This is a genomic window from Pseudomonas marginalis (genome assembly GCF_900105325.1).
Lineage (GTDB): Bacteria > Pseudomonadota > Gammaproteobacteria > Pseudomonadales > Pseudomonadaceae > Aquipseudomonas > Aquipseudomonas marginalis.
Map to the genome: position 1 here is coordinate 386,462 of NZ_FNSU01000002.1, position 14,014 is coordinate 400,475.

The following is a 14,014-nucleotide window of genomic DNA, read 5'->3' on the forward strand; positions in this document are numbered from 1 at the left end:
CGCTTATGAGCCGAACTGTCGACTGTCGCACCCACGCAATGAAGTGGATGCGCGAGCCTTCAAGTTGCACGCGCATCGTGGTCATCGTGTGCGGACTTGATAGCGCTCATATTGACTTGATTCATCAAGGGTTCAGCTGTTTTGACAATGTTGCGCTGCTCCATGTCGATGCGGTGGACACCGTCCCTGGCAAGCACGTTGATGTGCAAGTGGCCAGGAGTGACTGTTCTTTTGTCGTGCTCGGTGAACTGGATGAACGTGTATTGCATAGCCTTTCCATGGGTAAGCGATGCCTCTACTCCATAGCGCCAGACGTGTCGGCCGAATGTTCGGTGATTGCAGCAGTAGAACAGGTCAAAAACTTCGCCCGAGTGAGCTATTCCCGTCACCTTGAAACGATACCCGACAGCGCCGGGAGCTGCCTGTGAACCTGTCGGGGACCACACGCAGAAAACCATGGCCTCAAACGCTGTCGCCGACCGCCAGAATGGTCGCCACCAGGGCCAGGGCGCGAGGCACCAGGGTGTCCAGTTCCAGGTATTCGCGATCAGTGTGAACCTTGCCACCCACCGGGCCGAGCCCGCACAGGGTTGGAACGCCCAGGCTGGCGGTAAAGCCGGAGTCGGCGCAACCGCCGGTGAATTCGCCTTCGACGCTGAAACCCAATGCCAGTGCTTTTTGTTGGTAGAGGTGCAGCAGTCGTTCGCTGTGGCGTGCTTCCATCGGTAGAAAGGTCGTCGCTTCCTTGAGGACGGCGCGGGTGCCGATCAGTTCTTCTTCGGCGACGATGGCCTGGATTGCGCTGAAGATCCGATCCCAGTGCTTGAGTTCGATGAAGCGCACGTCCAGCCGCGCACAGGCGCTGGGCGCGACGGTGTTGCTCGACGTACCACCGGATATCAGTCCAACGTTAGTGGTGATGCCGGCCGGGTAATCGGTCAAGGCATGCAGCTTGACGATCTTGCGTGCCAGGGCCTCGATGGCGCTGGCCCCGTCGGCATGGTTGACCCCGGCATGCGCCGCGCGGCCGCTGACTTCGATGATCAGCGTGGCCCCGCCTTTGCGTGCGCTGACCACGTTGCCGCTGGCCCGGCCGGGTTCGGTATTGAGCACGGCGCGGGCGGCACGGGCGGTGTTTTCGATATGGGGCCTGGCGCTGCCGGAGCCGATTTCTTCGTCGCCGGTGTACAGGACCTGCACCGGATAGGGCAACCGGCCGGCGCGCTTGAGTGCTTTGAGCGCGAAGCAATTGAGCACCAGGCCGCCTTTCATGTCGGCGACGCCGGGGCCATAGGCGAGGTTGGCGTCGCGGCTGTAGCCGCGAGTCGTGGTGGTGCCCTTGGGGAAGACCGTGTCGCGATGGCCCAGCAACAGCACCGGTTTTCCAGAATCGCCTGGCACTTCGGCGAGCAGCACGTCACCAAAACCCTCGACCGGGATGCGCTTGAGCAGGATGCCGTCGGCCTCCAGTTCAGCCGCGAGCAGCGCGCCCACGGCGTCGACACCCGCCTTGTCATAGCTGTTGGAATCGGTGTCGACGATGCGCCGCAGCAGCGCTTCCATGGCTGGGCGCTGGTCGGCTAGCCAGTCCAGGGCCTGTTGTGGCGTGGCGCTCATTGCGCCTGCTCCCGTAACTGATGTTCCCGGGTCAGGCGTGCCGCATCGTTGCCCAGGTCCCAGAACAGCCCGGCCATGATTTGCAGGCTTTCCTTGACCACCGGCGCCAGCAAGTGTTCGTTCGGCGCATGTTGTGAACAGGCCGGGTACGAGTGCGGCACCCACAATGTCGGCAGGCCCAGCACGTCCGCGAACACATCGTTGGGCAGCGAACCACCGAGGTTTGGCAGCAGCGCAGGTTTTTTGCCGGTGGTCTGTGCCAGGGAGCCGAGCGCCCAATCGACCCAAGGGCTCTGCGGGTCCAGCCGAGTGGCATGCATCACATCGATGCGGCTTTGCTTGACCTCGACATTGCTGAAGCCATGCGCATCCAGGTGGGTACGTACCGCCGGGATAAAGGTCGTGTAGTCGCTGTCGACCACGAAGCGGATATGGCAGTGGGCGTTAGCCTTGCCGGGAATCGCATGCACCGGGGCGTCTGGGTTGCCGGTCTTGAAGGCGATGACGTCGAGGGTGTTCCAGCCGAACACCTTTTCGCTCAGCGAAAGCGCCGGGTTACCCCAGTTGGCGTCGATGTCCGGATCGCCCGGTCCGCCACCCACGGCAATATCGGCCAGTGCCTGTCGAACCGGCTCCGGCAGTGTCTCGGGCATCAGGCCCGCCACTTTCACCCGACCGTGTTCATCGACCATGCTCGCGATGGCATTGGCCAGGATGATGCCGGGATTGGCCAACAACCCGCCCCAGTTGCCGGAGTGATGGGCGCCCTCACGTAAATTGACCACCAGCTCGAAGTTGAATACCCCGCGTGAGCCGAGAAAAATCGTCGGGCGTGATGCCGCCAGGCGCGGGCCGTCCGAGGCGATGAAAATATCCGCCGCAAGCTCTTTGCTGTGCGCGGCACAGAATGCGTTCAAGCCCGGCGAGCCTTCTTCTTCGCCCATTTCCAGCAGCAGCTTGACGTTGAAACCCAGTTGGCCATCGCGCGCCTTGAGCGTTTGTTCCAGCGCGGTCAGGTTGATCAGGTGCTGGCCTTTGTTATCCGCCGTGCCGCGGCCGTACCAGCGATCGCCTTCGGCAATGACGTGCCACGGCGACAGGCCTTCGCGCCATTGCGCCTCATAGCCGCGCACCACATCACCGTGGCCGTAGCTGAGCACGGTCGGCAGGTCCGGGTGTTCAATGCGCGTGGCGATCATGAAGGGGCCGCGCTCGGCCACCGGGTTGTCATAGATCTTGACGCTGAAACCCATCGCCTCGACATGTGGGGTGATGAACTCATTGAGGTAGCGATACAGCTCGGGCTGGCTGTCCGCTGCCTGGCTTTCGGTGTGCAAGGCGACGCTGCGTTGGAGCAGATTGAAAAACTCGCCATTGTCGAATTGTGCTGTGGTGTTGCTGATAGCCAGTGAACGACTCATGAGTGGACAAGCTCCAGTGTTTGGGCAGAAGTGTCGTGAAGGTGGCAACGCACGTTGCCGCCGATAAGCGGACCATTGGCCGGGTAGGCCGTTTTGCAGGGGGCGAGGCAGCTCGGGCAGCGCGGATGGAAAGCGCAGCCGGACGGCGGTGACATGGGGTTGGGGAAGGTGCCGTGCAGGCCGATCTCGGGAATGCCCAGGCGCGGATCGGGCGTGAGCACCGAATCCAGCAAGGCGCGGGTATATGGGTGACCGGGCTCCGCGAACAACGATTCGCGCGTGCGTTCTTCGACGATGCGCCCCAGGTACATCACGGCGACCCGGTCGGCGAGGTGTTCGATGACCGCCAGGTTATGGCTGATCAGCAGATAGGTCAGGCCGAATTCACGCTTGAGGTCCTGCAGCAGATTGAGAATCTGCGCCTGCACCGACACATCCAGCGCTGAGGTGGGCTCGTCGCAGATCAACACGTCAGGGCGCATGATCAGCGCCCGGGCAATCGCCACCCGCTGGCGTTGCCCGCCGGACAGCTGGCTCGGGTAGCTGTCGATCACCCGTTTGGGCAGGCCGACCACATCAAGCATCGCTTCGGTCTTCCTGCGGCGCTCGGCGGTGCTGCCGATGGCATGCACGATCAGCGGCAGGGTAACGATTTCGCGCAGGGTCTTGCGTGGATTCAGCGAGGAATACGGGTCCTGGAAAATCGGCTGGATATGCCGGGACATTGCCTTGCGATCAGTCGCCGCCAGGTGTTTGCCATTGACCAACACGTCGCCGCTGGTGGGCGGCAACAGACCGAGCAGCATCTTGGCCAGGGTACTTTTGCCGCAACCGGACTCGCCCACCAGACCGAGGGTCTCGCCACGCATCAGGCGCAGGGAAACACCATCCACGGCCTTCAGGGTGGCGGCGGGTTTGAAAAAGCCCTGGTTGATCCGAAACTCACGGCGGATGTCACACAGCTCCAAAGCGATGTCTTTTTTCATGACCTTGCACGCTCCTGAAGGCGAATCGGTGCCGGGGCCGGGGCGGCGAACAGGCAGCGCGCCATGTGCCCGTCCTGTTCGACTTCGGGGATGTTTTGCGCGCAGGCCGGGATCGCCTGACTGCAACGATTGCGGAACGCACACCCTTGCTGTTCGCCGACCAGGCTCGGCACCAGGCCTGGAATCGAACCCAGCGCCTCACCCGGTTTGGTCCGGCCAGGGATTGGAATACTCGCCAGCAGACCCCGGGTGTACGGATGCTGCGGATTCTCGAACAGTTGCAGGGCAGGGGCGGTTTCGACGATTTCTCCGGCATACATCACGGCGACCCGGTCGGCGATCCGTGCCACCAGCCCAAGGTCGTGGGTGATGAAGATCACCGCCAGGCCGAGTTCTTTCTGAATGTCGCGGATCAAGCGCAGGATCTGCGCTTGAATGGTCACGTCCAGCGCCGTGGTGGGCTCATCAGCGATGATCAGGTCCGGTTCGCACATCAACGCCATGGCGATGATCACTCGCTGGCGCAGCCCGCCGGAAAGTTGATGCGGATACTGGCGCAAGCGCTCGGTGGCATTGCTGATCCCGACCTTCTCCAGCATCTGCGCGGCGCGCGCCAGGGCCTCCTTGCGTGAGACCTTGCGATGCTGGGTCAGTACCTCGCTGAGTTGATCGCCAATGCTGTAGGCCGGGTTCAGTGAGGTCATCGGCTCCTGGAAGATCATCGCCAGGCGGTTGCCGCGCAGGTCGCACATGCGCCGCTCGCTCTGGCCGAGCATGTCGATGCCGTCCAGCGTCAGCCGGGACGCGGTGCGTTTGGCCTTGCGTGGCAACAGGTCCATCAACGCCAGCGAGGTCAGGGATTTGCCGCAGCCGGATTCCCCGACGATGCACAGCATTTCACCGCGCGCGACTTCAAAACTCAGGCCGCGTACGGCATGCAGCATGTCATCCGGCGTCGGGCTGTTGCCCATGGGGATGTCCACGCGCAGGTTTTCTACATGGAGTAGTGCCATGTTCGGTTCCCTCTATCAGTTACGGCGGTCTATCAGTTACGGCCGTCGGGCAGGATCAGATCGCGCAGGCCATCGCCGACGAGGTTGATGCCCAGCACCAGAATCATCAGGGCGACGCCGGGAATGGCGATAACCCACGGGGAAAAGAACATGTAGGGTTTGCCTTCCGCGATCATCAGGCCCCAGGACGGCGTCGGTGGCTGCACGCCAACCCCGAGGAACGAGAGGGCCGACTCCAGCAGGATCGCGTGGGCCATTTCCAGCGTCGCGACGACGATCAGTGCGCCGACCAGATTGGGCAGGATTTCACTCACCAGAATGCGCAGGGTCGAGCAGCCGAGCGCCTGGGCCGACGCCACATATTCAGCATCGCGAATCTGTTGCACCGCGGCCCTGACCACCACCGCGAAGCGATCCCATAACAGGCAGCCGAGCAGCACGATCACCACTTTCAGTGAGCCGCCCATCAACGAGGCCGAGGCCAGCGCGACCATCACCACCGGCATCGCCAGCCGGGTGGTGATCAGGTAGCTGATAAACCCATCGACCTTGCCGCCGTAGTAGCCCGCCAACAGCCCCATGAGCGTGCCGATAAAGCCGGAAATCAGCGCCGCTGCAATGCCGATGAACAGCGAAATACGTGCGCCGTAGAGCAGCCTCGACAGGTAGTCACGGCCCAGCTTGTCGGTGCCGAGCACGTATTCCCAGGTGCCGTTGGCCATCCATACCGGTGGTTTCATGCGCAGCATCACGTCTTGCGCATAAGGGTCGTAAGGTGCCAGCCACGGCGCGAACAGTGCACCTGCGAAGATAATCAGCAACAACACCGCGCCGATGGCGAAACCCCGATGACGCAAGCTCTTGCCAAGCACTCGGCTCAGGCTGCTCGGTGGTGGCAGGTAGTCATTGATCGCGAGGGTAGTGGGGGTGCTCATGTAGGCCTCCTAGCGCACGCGAATACGCGGGTCGAGCAGTGCGTTGAGCACATCGGCCAGCAACGTGAGGATGATGTAGATCACCGCAATCAACAGGACCACGGCCTGTACCACCGGAAAGTCGTCACGGGCGATGGCGTCCCAGGCCAGTTGCCCGATGCCTTGCAGGGAGAACACGGTTTCGATCACCACCGAGCCGCCGAGCATGAAACCGAACTCCACCGCCGCCAGCGCGACGACCGGAATCAGCGCGTTGCGCAGTGCATGCTTGAACAGCACGCGGGCAGGGCGCAGGCCCTTGGCGCGGGCGGTGCGGATGTAATCGGAACTGAGCACATCAAGCATGCCGGCGCGGGTCAGGCGCATGATTGCCGGCGTCGCGTAGTAGCCCAGGGCAATGGCCGGCATGACGAAGTGCAACAGGGTCGCGTTGCCGGACACCGGCAGCCACTTGAGCGTCACCGCGAACACCACGATCAGCATCAGCGCAAACCAGAAACTTGGCATCGCCTGGCCCAGCACCGCGATGCTCAAGGCCAGCCGGTCAACCCAGGTGTCGCGTTTGACTGCGGCCAGCACGCCCAGTGGAATGGCCACCAGCAAGGCGATCCCCAGCGCCATGGCACCCAGCCCCAGGGTAATCGGCAAGCGGCTGGCGACGAGGTTGTAGACCGATTCCTGAAAGAAAAACGAGTTGCCCAGGTCCAGCCGCAGCAAATCGCCCAGCCAGTTGAAGTACTGGGTCGGCAGCGGTTTGTTCAAGCCGTACTGCACGCGAATCTGTTCGATCTGTTCGCTGGTGGCTTCCGGTCCGCCAATGGCAGTGGCGAGGTCGCCGGACAGGTGCAAAAGCGAAAAGCTGATCACCGACACGGTAATGGCAACGCAAATGGCGATGCCCAGGCGGCGCAGAAGGAATCCAAGCATGGCAAGTTTCCTCATATCCAATGGATGACAAGTGTGAGGACGTGTCCGTGGCGCACGAGAGTCCGTGCGCCCGGTTACGTATTACTTCCACGTGGACTCGACGAAACGCGGCAGCTCATCCGGGTACGGTGTGAACGCGAGTTCCGAGGTGTAGGCGTAGTTCATCGAGTAGTTGAACAGCGGCGCCCAGTAGGCTTGCTCGCTGATGCGCTGCAAGGCTTTGCGGTAGTTATCCTTGCGCACTTGCGGGTCGAGGGCATTGTCGGCGGTCTGCAACCAGCCCTGGACTTGTGGGTCCTTGATATTGTCGTCCGGATTGCCCTTGAACCAGGTACCGGCCGACGCCGAGGTGTCGAGGATCGAGAACGAGCCCCAGGCCTGAAACGACATGGGCACCTTGCCGCCACGTTGCTGATCGCGCAGGGCGGCGTACTTCAAGTAGCGCAGCTTGGCGTTGATGCCCACTGCGCGCAGGTTGCCGATGATGGCTTCGACGTAATCACGGTCGCGATAAGCGAAGATTTCTGTCTCGAAGCCATTTGGGTAACCGGCTTCGGCGAGCAGCGCCTTGGCCTTGGCGGGGTCATAGTCGTAGACCGTGGCCGCAGTGGTATCGCAACCGAACTGGCCGGGATAACAGGCAACCTGCAAGGGCTTGGCTTCGCCCCCCACCAATTGCGTGGCCAGCGCATTGCGGTTGATCGCATGGTTGATGGCCTGGCGCACCTTGAGGTTCTTCATCGGTGAGTTTTCAGTGGAGGTGCCACGTGCATCAAGAATCAGGAAACCGATGCGCATGGTTTCGCCACTGGTCACGGTCAGGTTCGGCATACCCTTGAGGTCGACCGCCTGATCCGAGGTCACACGCCAGGTCCAGTCGACACCGTCGGTCATCAACTCGGCCAGACGGGTTTCTGCATCCGGGATCACGCGGAACTTGAGGTGGCTGATATGGGGCTTGCCTTGTGGGCTGTCCGGGAAGTAGTCCTTGTTGATCTCCATGGTCACGCCTTCGCCGGCCACCACCGACACGGCTTTATACGGCCCGGTGCCAATGGGCTTGCGACTGAATTCGGCCAGGCCGACCTTCTCGAAGTACTGCTTGGGAAACATCGGAACGGCGTTGGACAGGTATTCCAGTGCCGGCGGGAAAGGCTTCTTCAAATACAGGCGGACGCTGTAGTCGCCGGTTTTTTCGGCGCCCTTGATCCAGTCTACGTTTTGCACGGTAACGACTTTCGCTTCGGGCGACACCACGTAGTTGAGGGTGAACACCACATCGTCGGCGGTGAAGGCGTCGCCGTTGTGAAATTTGACGCCCTTGCGCAGCTCAAAGTCGAGGGTGGTGTCGTCGACCTGCTTCCAGCTGGTAGCCAGCATGGGTTTGTATTCGCCGCTTTTGGGATCGCGGTAGATCAGGTTGTCCCAGATCAGCCGGCCGAGAATCACGCCTTCGCGTAAATCGTTGTGATAGGGGCTGATGTTTTCAGGCTCGCTGTCGGAAGCGTAAACCAGGGTGTCGTTGGCTTTGCCGGCATGCGCCGGAAAGCTGCTGATAAGGCCCATCAGCGCGATACTGCAGGCGAAACCTTTGATGCCCATGCCGTCGTCTCCGTTGGCGAGAGTGGTTGAATCAAAGGGCAGCGAATCGCAAATGCGTAGAAGGAGGAGGAAAAGGTCGGGCGCTGTTTTTTTTGGTCTGGACACGAATGTAGGGAAGGGCTATCAATGCCGCAAGCACAATATTTCGATACTTCCTTTGCCGAAAAGGCAATCCTTGGGGGCTCCGATGCAGCTGTATGGCGTGCAGTCCACGGCACTGCGCTATTTTCTTGAAGTCGCCCGATGCGGATCGATCAGCGAGGCCTCAATGCGGCTGAATGTGGCGGCATCAGCGGTGAGCCGGCAAATTTCCAAGCTTGAGTTGGCCCTGGATGCCAGCCTGTTTGAGCGTCGCGCCCGCGGCATGGTGCTCAGCGAGGCGGGGGCGCGACTGGCGGCGTATGCGCGCAAGTCGCAGCTTGAGGCCGAGCAGGTGGTGCTGGAAATTACCGAGCTGCACGGCTTGCAACGGGGCCATGTGCATGTTGCCTGTTCGGAAGGATTTGCCCTGGAATACATGCCCAGGAGCATCAGCGCGTTCAGGCGTGAGTATCAGGGCATTCATTTTACGTTGGAGGTCTGTGCGCCCGCTGAAGCGACCGAGAAGGTTCGCTCCGGTGAAGCCGACCTGGCGATGACGTTCAGCCTGACGCCGCAAAAGGAAATCAAGGTCGAACATGTCCTGAGCGGGGCGATTTTTGCCGTGGTCTCCAATGCCCATCCCTTGGCCGGGCGGGAGTCTGTCAACCTCGCCGAGTTGCAACCCTGGCCCATTGCGTTACCCAAGGCCGACACTACGATACGGCAACTCTTCGACATCTGTTGCGGCGTCCAGGGGTTGTTGTTCGACCCGGTATTGACCACCAATTACGTTGCCGCGCTCTACAGTTTCGTCCGTGAAGAGGGAGGCATCAGCCTGGCCAGCGAAATGACCTTGCACCAACAGGTGGCGGACAAACAGTTGCAATGCTTGCCGATCCTTGATGAAGGCATGCAGGCGCGGCGCATCGAACTGCAAAGCATGGCTGGGCGCAATCTACCGGCGGCGGTTTCGGCGTTCAGGGATTTTCTGATCGCTGAGCTGGCGAAGGCGAAGCGGCTTTGAAAAGATGAGGTTATTGCAGCGGCCCCACCACTTGCCGATAGCGTTCTTCCCCCTGCGGCGTCTGGCGGGTCAGGCTGATTTCCAGGCCGATGGGATCGGCTTTACGGTTGCCGGCCAGCTGACGCCAGCCTTGGCCCGGTTCCCAGATGCGCACTTGCAGGTCGCTGACACCGGATAAGACGGCCACTGCTTTTTTGGGCGCAGGCAACGGATATCGATCACTGGCTGCGGATGTGGCGCGGTACAGCGTGTCACCCTCCAGCCACCAGCGCACCCGTTGCAGACCGTTTTCGGGAAGGGCTGCGTTACGAATCACGTTCAGTTGAAAATCATGCTGGTCGGAGCTGCGAACGCTGATTGCGGCGAGCCCGTCGGGCTGTTCGTCATCGTTCAAGGCTGGCGTTCTCAGTTCAACGCTGGCGCGCAGGGCCAGGTCGCGGTCCAGCTGGTTGAGTGTGCGCAACAACGCTTCGGTTTGCTCGGTGCTGGCCTGCAGATGGCTGTCGGCACGGCTCACGCTGTCGAGGCCGCGCCAGGCAATCAGGCTGACAATGGCCATCAGCATGATCGCCACCATGACTTCAATGAGGGTAAAACCGTGCTGGTCTGTTTTCATGGTTGGTTCGCCACGCGTATTTGTCCTGTCGCCGTGCGGTGAAGGGTGAGGCGGTGCTGGCCATCCGAGAGCTGCAGTTGCAAGGGCGAGGCAAACCATTCGGCATTCAGTACCACCGGTTGCCTGGGGGTTACACGTACGCTCATCGAGGGTGTTTCCCAGGCACGGGGACGCAGTTGCGGGTCGCTCATGAAGTGATCCCAACCCTCGCCGGGCGCGTTGCGCCGACTGAAGCGAAACCCTTTATTGTCGGCCCGCCACGTGATGGGGCGGCCGTCGGCCCGGGCTTCGGCCTGGGCGATCTGCAGCATCTGGACCACGCGGTTGGCGTCCTTGCGCAGCAATTGCAACGGGTCGGGTTTGATGCTCAGGCTGATCGCCGCTGAGGCGATGCCGATGATCACCAGGACCACCATCAACTCGATCAGGGTGAAGCCTTGCTGATTGGCCTTGGTCATGACACAACGCTCCTTCGTCGTGGGTCTCTCCTGTAGACTGCCCGGCAGGACAACAAGGAGGTTTTGTCGTGGTCGCTATTTTTCGTTTGACCGCGCCGCAAGTGGTGCAGGCAGTGGCATTGGCCACGGCATTCGCGGGTGTGTTGGTCTGGTCTTCAGTGTTGCTGACGTCGGCCGAGTCCCAGGTGCCGCAGGTCGAGCCGCCGGCTTTGGCCGCTCGCCCGGATACCCCGGCGTTGCAGTGGTTTTCCAACCAGCCGGCGACGGTGGACATCAAGGTCTCCGGCCTGATGGCGGGCGCGCGCGGGGCGGTGGCGATCCTGAGCCTGAACGAGGGGCCGCCGCGCAGTTTTCGGGTGGGTGAGTCGTTGGCCCAGGGTGTGCGCCTGGCGGCGATCGAGGGCGATGCGGTGGTGATTGAGCGGGGCACGCAGCACACCCGCATTAAGGTCAGCACGCTGCCGGACTCGGTGGTGCTACCGCGCTTGACCCGACCCTGAACGCTCATTGGGGCGTTGCCTTCGGCGGGTTGAGCAGCGTTTCCACCCGCGCCAACGGTGGCGCCTCGCGCTTGCGCTCCGACACCTGCAGGGTGACGCGCATCAGGCGTCCATCGGCGCTCGGTGCGATGCTCTGCTCGCAACGCAACTGCAAGCGGCCCTGATCACAGTCAAACGCTTTGTGCCCCCTGGGCAGGCGTCCCTCCAGGCGCAGTTCGGCGAGCCTGCCCTGGGCCGACAGCAGCGCCATCGAGCGGTCGCGCAGCAACCCATTGCTCTGGGTCATCAAGCCTGCAACGCGGACCGCCGCCGCCATCGCCACGGCAATGATCGCCAAGGCCACGAGCACCTCGATCAATGTAAAACCTTGCTCCTTGCGCGACAGCTCCATGGGTCACTCTTGGCGTAAAAACACGCCGTAGAGTAGCACTCAGAGAGCCGCGGGCAGCGGCCAATTATTTTTGCTATCCAGATAGTTAGTTTTGTTACACTGCGCGCCGAATTAGGATCAAGCCAAGGATGGTGGATATGGATTTCGCGCGCATCAAATATGGGCCTCGCGCCCGCCACGCTCAGCAAGGGTTCACGCTGATCGAGATCATGGTGGTGGTGGTCATCCTCGGCATTCTGGCGGCGATTGTCGTGCCTAAAGTGCTGGACCGTCCGGACCAGGCCAGGGCGATTGCGGCCAAGCAGGACGTTGCCGGCCTGATGCAGGCGCTCAAGCTTTATCGCCTCGACCACGGCACCTATCCCAACATGAACCAGGGCCTCAAGGTATTGGTCGAGCGCCCGGCAGATGCAAAAAATACCAACTGGCGTTCTTATCTGGAGCGCCTGCCCAACGACCCCTGGGGCCGTCCTTACCATTACTTGAATCCCGGCGCGAACGGCGAAGTCGACATCTTCTCCCTCGGTGCCGACGGACAGCCTGATGGCGACGGTGTGAATGCCGATATCGGATCCTGGCAGCTCTAAGCGCGGCCATGAAATCACACTCGCCCACAGGGGCGAAACAGCGCGGCATGGCGATTATCAGCGCGATGCTGATCGCGGCGGTGGTCGCTGTGTTCGCCGCCGGCATGCTCGCCCGCCAGAGCGTTTTTACCCGTTCACTTGAGGCCGAGCAGGCGCGAGTGCAGGGCAGTGCATCACTGCTGGGCGGCCTGGAAGTCAGCCGGCGATTGCTTCGGGACGCCCGCGAGCAGGATGTGCTGACGCGGCTTGACCAGCCATGGGCCCGGCCGATCAACGCCGCTCAGGACGGCGAATTCGAAGGCCGCCTTGAGGACCTGCAAGGCAAGTTCAACCTGCGCAATTTAATCGCCCAAGAGTCTGTTGATCTCGGGCAGATGCGCAGCTTTGAGCGGTTGTGCGAGATGATCGGTGTCGAGGCCCGCCTGGCGCAGCGCATCAGCCAACGCGTGATTGCGGCCTACCCACATAGGCCGGTTGCCTCAACAGTGGGGCAGCCGCCCCCGCCATTACCCGCCACCCAGCCGATGCTGCGCAGTCTTGATCAATTACGCGGTATCGAAGGCCTCAATGAGCGGGTCTTGGCACGGCTGGAGCACTACGTCAGCATTCTTCCGGTCAACACCTGGGTCAACAGCAATACGGCCAGCGCGGAGGTGCTGGCCGCGGTGGTGCCGGGTTTGTCCTGGGCGCAGGCCAAGGCGTTGGTCGCCGAGCGCGATCGCGGCCAGTGGTTTATCAATCGCGGCGACTTCGTTAACCGTGCGCGATTGCCCAACCTGAACGTGGATGAACTCAATGTCGGGATCACCAGTGAGTGGTTCCTGCTCCAGGGTCAAGCCCGCCGCAATCAGCGCCGTGTGCACCTGGCTGCGCTGCTGCATCGTCCGGAAGACGCAATGCCCAGGGTGATCTGGTCGAGGCTGGGCGTATGACGCGCCTGCGTCTTGCCTTGCCGCCGCTGGAGTCCTTGACGTCGGACACCGAGCTTGAGTTCGCGCAACTGGACCGCAAGGGGCACGTCAGTCATACCGGCATCAGCACCCTTGGCCAGCTGGGACAACAGGTCAAGTCTCAGGCCGTCGAGTGTTTCCTTCACCCCATGGACACGGTACTTACGCGCATTGAACTTCCGCCGCTGTCAGCGTCCCGTATCGATGCGGCCGTTACCTGCGCTGCGCAGGCCTTGATCCTGGGGCCCAGCGAGCAGATGCATGTGGCGCACAGCGCTCGAGATGCCGATGGACAGGTGCACCTGAGCTGGCTGCCCAAGGCTGTACTGGATCGCCTCGATCAGTTGCTTGGCCTGCACGGATTGAAGCTGGGCGGCCTGTATCCAGCGCCTTACCGCTTAGCCGTGCCAGCGGCCGGGCAGGTCAATGGGTGTGTGGTAGAGGGCCAGTTGCTGCTGCGTTTCACCCTCGCCCATGGGGCGGTGGAACCGTTGGTTGAGGACCGTCTGGAAGCGCTCGCCGCCACCGGCGAAAGTGTGCTGTGGCCCGTGGACCATCAGCGCTGGAGCGGCGCTGCCCCTGGCTGGGGATTGCACGCCGGGGTCGGTCGGCGCACTGCACAGGCGGCCGGTTGGGGGCGGGCGTTGGGCTGTTGTGCGTTGGCCGTGGGTGTCTGGGTGGCCGGCTCAACCTTTACGCCGCCCGCGAGGTTGCGCAAGGGCAGCAGCTCAAGCAGCAGATGAGCCAGCGCGTGAAGCACGCATTTCCCGAGCTGCCGGTGATTCTCAACCCTCTGCAACAGGCTCGCCAGCAGTTGGCGAACCGGCAAGGGGGAGGGCCCGCGCAGCTCAATCACGACTTTGCTTACCTGGTGCAGCAAGCCGCCATGGCGCTGCCGTTCATGGC

16 protein-coding genes are annotated in these 14,014 nt (G+C 62.1%); 6 read left to right on the plus strand and 10 right to left on the minus strand.

Features of this window, described 5'->3' with window-relative positions; translation table 11 throughout:
* The first annotated feature begins 5 nt into the window (after positions 1-5).
* On the plus strand, positions 6-428 hold the full coding sequence (locus tag BLW22_RS09385) for a hypothetical protein (RefSeq protein WP_074845772.1): 423 nt from the start codon (positions 6-8) through the stop codon (positions 426-428).
* A gap of 34 nt (positions 429-462) precedes the next feature.
* Here BLW22_RS09385 and BLW22_RS09390 read toward each other — a convergent pair whose 3' ends face one another.
* The 7 genes from BLW22_RS09390 to BLW22_RS09420 all read right to left on the minus strand — a co-directional run bounded on the left by BLW22_RS09390 (position 463) and on the right by BLW22_RS09420 (position 8,501).
* Positions 463-1,617, minus strand: coding sequence for a M20 family metallopeptidase (locus tag BLW22_RS09390; protein WP_065926120.1), 1,155 nt, complete (start codon positions 1,615-1,617; stop codon positions 463-465).
* Positions 1,614-3,038, minus strand: coding sequence for a M20 family metallopeptidase (locus BLW22_RS09395; protein WP_065939601.1), 1,425 nt, complete (start codon positions 3,036-3,038; stop codon positions 1,614-1,616). Before BLW22_RS09395 ends, BLW22_RS09390 begins: the two co-directional genes overlap by 4 nt.
* The gene (locus BLW22_RS09400) at positions 3,035-4,024 is read right to left on the minus strand and encodes an ABC transporter ATP-binding protein (protein WP_065926122.1); all 990 of its coding nucleotides are present in this window, start codon (positions 4,022-4,024) and stop codon (positions 3,035-3,037) included. The genes BLW22_RS09395 and BLW22_RS09400 overlap by 4 nt, the downstream gene beginning before the upstream one ends.
* Positions 4,021-5,037 (minus strand): ABC transporter ATP-binding protein, encoded by a 1,017-nt coding sequence (locus tag BLW22_RS09405; RefSeq protein ID WP_074845777.1) that lies wholly within the window; start codon positions 5,035-5,037, stop codon positions 4,021-4,023. Before BLW22_RS09405 ends, BLW22_RS09400 begins: the two co-directional genes overlap by 4 nt.
* A 32-nt stretch (positions 5,038-5,069) precedes the next feature.
* Positions 5,070-5,972, minus strand: coding sequence for an ABC transporter permease (locus BLW22_RS09410; protein ID WP_074845779.1), 903 nt, complete (start codon positions 5,970-5,972; stop codon positions 5,070-5,072).
* A 9-nt stretch (positions 5,973-5,981) separates the two neighbouring features.
* On the minus strand, positions 5,982-6,899 hold the full coding sequence (locus tag BLW22_RS09415) for an ABC transporter permease (protein WP_027603429.1): 918 nt from the start codon (positions 6,897-6,899) through the stop codon (positions 5,982-5,984).
* An 81-nt stretch (positions 6,900-6,980) separates the two neighbouring features.
* Positions 6,981-8,501, minus strand: coding sequence for an ABC transporter substrate-binding protein (locus tag BLW22_RS09420; RefSeq protein ID WP_027603430.1), 1,521 nt, complete (start codon positions 8,499-8,501; stop codon positions 6,981-6,983).
* 187 nt (positions 8,502-8,688) lie between these two features.
* Between BLW22_RS09420 and BLW22_RS09425 the strand changes: the two genes are divergently transcribed.
* Positions 8,689-9,606 (plus strand): LysR substrate-binding domain-containing protein, encoded by a 918-nt coding sequence (locus tag BLW22_RS09425; protein WP_027603431.1) that lies wholly within the window; start codon positions 8,689-8,691, stop codon positions 9,604-9,606.
* Between the two features lie 10 nt (positions 9,607-9,616).
* On the opposite strand, the gene gspJ is transcribed toward BLW22_RS09425, so the two are convergent.
* Both gspJ and gspH read right to left on the minus strand, forming a co-directional pair.
* The gene (gspJ, locus tag BLW22_RS09430; protein ID WP_074845782.1) at positions 9,617-10,222 is read right to left on the minus strand and encodes a type II secretion system minor pseudopilin GspJ; all 606 of its coding nucleotides are present in this window, start codon (positions 10,220-10,222) and stop codon (positions 9,617-9,619) included.
* On the minus strand, positions 10,219-10,680 hold the full coding sequence (gspH, locus tag BLW22_RS09435) for a type II secretion system minor pseudopilin GspH (protein WP_065926127.1): 462 nt from the start codon (positions 10,678-10,680) through the stop codon (positions 10,219-10,221). The genes gspJ and gspH overlap by 4 nt, the downstream gene beginning before the upstream one ends.
* A gap of 68 nt (positions 10,681-10,748) precedes the next feature.
* Here gspH and BLW22_RS09440 point away from each other — a divergent pair, with 68 nt between their 5' ends.
* A complete protein-coding gene (locus BLW22_RS09440) occupies positions 10,749-11,180 on the plus strand; it encodes a type II secretion system protein N (protein ID WP_074845785.1) in 432 nt (143 codons plus the stop codon).
* Positions 11,181-11,184: 4 nt separating this feature from the next.
* Here BLW22_RS09440 and gspI read toward each other — a convergent pair whose 3' ends face one another.
* Positions 11,185-11,571: a type II secretion system minor pseudopilin GspI gene (gene gspI, locus BLW22_RS09445; RefSeq protein WP_065926129.1), complete on the minus strand. Its 387-nt coding sequence runs from the start codon at positions 11,569-11,571 to the stop codon at positions 11,185-11,187.
* 137 nt (positions 11,572-11,708) lie between these two features.
* Here gspI and gspG point away from each other — a divergent pair, with 137 nt between their 5' ends.
* Genes gspG through gspL form a run of 3 tightly spaced genes read left to right on the plus strand, consistent with a single transcriptional unit; the run spans position 11,709 to position 13,851 of the window.
* Positions 11,709-12,158 carry a type II secretion system major pseudopilin GspG gene (gene gspG / locus BLW22_RS09450; protein WP_027603442.1) on the plus strand — a complete coding sequence of 150 codons (450 nt, stop codon included), beginning with the start codon at positions 11,709-11,711 and terminating at the stop codon, positions 12,156-12,158.
* 8 nt (positions 12,159-12,166) lie between these two features.
* On the plus strand, positions 12,167-13,090 hold the full coding sequence (gspK, locus tag BLW22_RS09455; protein ID WP_074845788.1) for a type II secretion system minor pseudopilin GspK: 924 nt from the start codon (positions 12,167-12,169) through the stop codon (positions 13,088-13,090).
* Complete coding sequence (gene gspL, locus BLW22_RS09460) at positions 13,087-13,851, plus strand: type II secretion system protein GspL (RefSeq protein WP_074845790.1); 765 nt, start codon at positions 13,087-13,089, stop codon at positions 13,849-13,851. Before gspK ends, gspL begins: the two co-directional genes overlap by 4 nt.
* Positions 13,852-14,014: the final 163 nt, after the last annotated feature.

Coding starts and splice junctions, on each gene's coding strand:
- BLW22_RS09425 (WP_027603431.1), top strand. CDS start 8,689: ATGCAGCTGTATGGCGTGCAGTCCACGGCACTGCGCTATTTTCTTGAA.
- gspL (WP_074845790.1), top strand. CDS start 13,087: ATGACGCGCCTGCGTCTTGCCTTGCCGCCGCTGGAGTCCTTGACGTCG.
- gspG (WP_027603442.1), top strand. CDS start 11,709: ATGGATTTCGCGCGCATCAAATATGGGCCTCGCGCCCGCCACGCTCAG.
- BLW22_RS09385 (WP_074845772.1), top strand. CDS start 6: ATGAGCCGAACTGTCGACTGTCGCACCCACGCAATGAAGTGGATGCGC.
- BLW22_RS09390 (WP_065926120.1), bottom strand. CDS start 1,617: ATGAGCGCCACGCCACAACAGGCCCTGGACTGGCTAGCCGACCAGCGC.
- gspJ (WP_074845782.1), bottom strand. CDS start 10,222: ATGAAAACAGACCAGCACGGTTTTACCCTCATTGAAGTCATGGTGGCG.
- BLW22_RS09420 (WP_027603430.1), bottom strand. CDS start 8,501: ATGGGCATCAAAGGTTTCGCCTGCAGTATCGCGCTGATGGGCCTTATC.
- BLW22_RS09395 (WP_065939601.1), bottom strand. CDS start 3,038: ATGAGTCGTTCACTGGCTATCAGCAACACCACAGCACAATTCGACAAT.
- gspI (WP_065926129.1), bottom strand. CDS start 11,571: ATGGAGCTGTCGCGCAAGGAGCAAGGTTTTACATTGATCGAGGTGCTC.
- BLW22_RS09410 (WP_074845779.1), bottom strand. CDS start 5,972: ATGAGCACCCCCACTACCCTCGCGATCAATGACTACCTGCCACCACCG.
- BLW22_RS09405 (WP_074845777.1), bottom strand. CDS start 5,037: ATGGCACTACTCCATGTAGAAAACCTGCGCGTGGACATCCCCATGGGC.
- BLW22_RS09415 (WP_027603429.1), bottom strand. CDS start 6,899: ATGCTTGGATTCCTTCTGCGCCGCCTGGGCATCGCCATTTGCGTTGCC.
- BLW22_RS09400 (WP_065926122.1), bottom strand. CDS start 4,024: ATGAAAAAAGACATCGCTTTGGAGCTGTGTGACATCCGCCGTGAGTTT.
- gspK (WP_074845788.1), top strand. CDS start 12,167: ATGAAATCACACTCGCCCACAGGGGCGAAACAGCGCGGCATGGCGATT.
- gspH (WP_065926127.1), bottom strand. CDS start 10,680: ATGACCAAGGCCAATCAGCAAGGCTTCACCCTGATCGAGTTGATGGTG.